Genomic DNA, 2,510 nt, shown 5'->3' with positions numbered 1-2,510 from the left:
GCTGAAGTAGAAAAAGTTATTATAGAAATTATCATTACAAAACTAAGTACAGTTATTAATATTTTTTTATTTATAGTAATCATAATTTTTTCCTCCTAATTTAGTAGTTTAAATTTATATTTTAGTAGTTTAAATTTATATGCCCATTTTCATTTGTCTTTCACTAAAAGTATTTTCATCAATTCCACTGTTATATTTAACTTCATCTAATTTTAATTGAGTTTTGTGATCTTTTTGTATATTATGCATTTCACTCTCTGTTACTGTAATTATCCCATCTATTTCTTTATATTCATTAACCTTTAAAGTTTTTAAATGTTCTCCACTTCTATCATAAAATTCTTTTTTCAAACCAATCCATTTATCCTTTATTACCCAGGTAATAGTTTTAGAATACATATAATCTTCATCTTTAGGAATACTTTCAACTACATAAACTTCTTCACCATCTAAAGTATCAGTTCTAAGCAACTTATGATTATCAGCATCTATATTTCTTTCACCTAAATCGTCATAGGTAAAATCTGAACCCATAAAGTAATCACCTTTACTATCAGAAGAAATTCTTTTTATCTTACCTAAAGCGGGAAGATAAATCCATTGATTATCTTCTTTATTCTCTTCATAACTCCAATTCATAAAAGAAGTTCCTCTTATATCCTGTGGACCAGTAAAAAACATTATCTTTTTTTCTACATCTCCAAAATCTTTATTAAATTGTTTTAAATCTCTTACTCTTTTATCTCCATGCTTATTAATTAAGACCATATTCATTTCAGCTTCACGACTTTCTCCCTCTTCTCTTTCATATACATTTTGAATTACTTCTCTCCCACTTAAATCCTCTGCCATAACTTCTGAACTAATACCTGTAAAAATCAAAGTTAAAGCGAAAAATACAGTTAAAATTTTAGTAAATTTCATTTTATTCACCCTCCAATTTAATTATTTTTATCTTTTTTATTAAATATAAACTTAGGTTTATACCTGTCAATTAAAGCCACTACTAATGTTAAAGTTAAGACAAAACTACTGAAAAGTGATAAAGATACTAAATATCCTAACTCTCTATTAGGTGGAAAACTAGAAAAGATAAGTACCATAAATCCTGCTATAACAACAATGGCATTAAAAGCTATAGCTTTACCTGCTTGTTTCATTGTCTTTTCGGCAGCTAATTGTGGACTGGATTCTTTTTGACCAAACTTCTGATATTTGGATAATAAATGTATGGAATAATCTATTCCCATTCCAACTGCTATACTTGAAATCAATGCTGTGGTTGTATTAAGAGCTATATTCAGATAACCCATTAAACCAAAGTTAACCATAGCTGTAATTATAATAGGTAAACTACCAAATATTCCTGCAGTAAAACTTTTATATAATAAAGCTAATAACAGGATTACAATTACAACTGAAAGTGAAAGACTTTTTATTTGACCTTCTAATATAAGATTGGCAAATACTCTATTGGTATAGGCTGAACCTGCATAATCAATTTCTAACTCAGAAAGAGATGAATTTTCTTTGAAATTTTCAATCTCATCCATCACATCATTGATTAATCTTGCATCATCATCTTTTAAATTCAATTGCAGATTAGTCCTTCTATAGTCATAATCAATAACACTATTTAAATCATCTGGATCTCCCGACATTGAATATAATAATAAATATTGAGCAACTAATTCTTTACTATCTGGAATTTTATTATATTTTTCCTGCCCTTCATTCATTACCTTATTAATTCTTCTTAAAAAATCAGTTAAAGCTAAACTATCACCTACTTCGTCTTTTTTCTCTAAATTCTGTTGTAGTTTCCAGATATCATTTAAATACTCGGGATTTTTTAAAGCATCATTTTCTTCTGCCTTTATAATAACATTTAAATTTGTAGTACCTCCAAAATGATCATTTATGAAATTATTGGCAACAATTATTTTTTCATCATCTTCAAATTTACTCAAAAAACTGGAGTTTATCCAGAGACTTTGTGAACCGATAATTCCTGCAACCAACAAAATAATTGAGGCTAATATTATTTTTTTCTTATGTTCTAAAACCCAATCAGCAAATTTATAATAAACATTATTTTCATTATTATTTTTATTTTTCTTATTTGATTTAAATTTAGGTAAATTAAACAATTTCAATCCTGCAGGTATAAATATTAAGGAAAATATCATTGCTGCCATAACACCAAAAGCTGTAAATAAACCAAAATATTTTACTGCATAAACATCAGATGTCAATAGTGAAATAAAACCTACTGCTGTTGTTATAGAAGTCATTACTACTGGTTTCCACATATCTTTTATCATTTCTGTTATAGCTTCATTTGTAGATATACCTGGTTTTTCTTTCATTTTTTCATTTAGATTTGTAAGTAAGTGTATACCATCTGCTACCCCTAAAGCTATAAGCATTACTGGAATCATAGTTGACACAGCATAAATTGGAATTCCAACTGCTGACATTAATCCAAAGGCCCAGATAGTACTAAATAA

At 27.4% G+C, this 2,510-nt stretch carries 2 protein-coding genes; both read right to left on the bottom strand.

Annotated elements, in window-relative coordinates; translation table 11 throughout:
* Window positions 1-135: 135 nt before the first annotated feature.
* Window positions 136-924: an outer membrane lipoprotein-sorting protein gene (locus VJ881_11405; GenBank protein ID HKL76661.1), complete on the bottom strand. Its 789-nt coding sequence runs from the start codon at window positions 922-924 to the stop codon at window positions 136-138.
* Window positions 925-941: 17 nt separating this feature from the next.
* Window positions 942-2,510, bottom strand: a 1,569-nt coding sequence (locus VJ881_11400; GenBank protein ID HKL76660.1) for an efflux RND transporter permease subunit, incomplete at its 5' end; no start/stop codon positions are given.

This window comes from Halanaerobiales bacterium, from assembly GCA_035270125.1.
In the GTDB taxonomy this organism is placed as follows: Bacteria; Bacillota; Halanaerobiia; order Halanaerobiales; family DATFIM01; genus DATFIM01.
The sequence above is the reverse complement of the archived record's forward strand: the minus strand, read 5'-3'. Positions and strand labels throughout refer to the sequence as shown.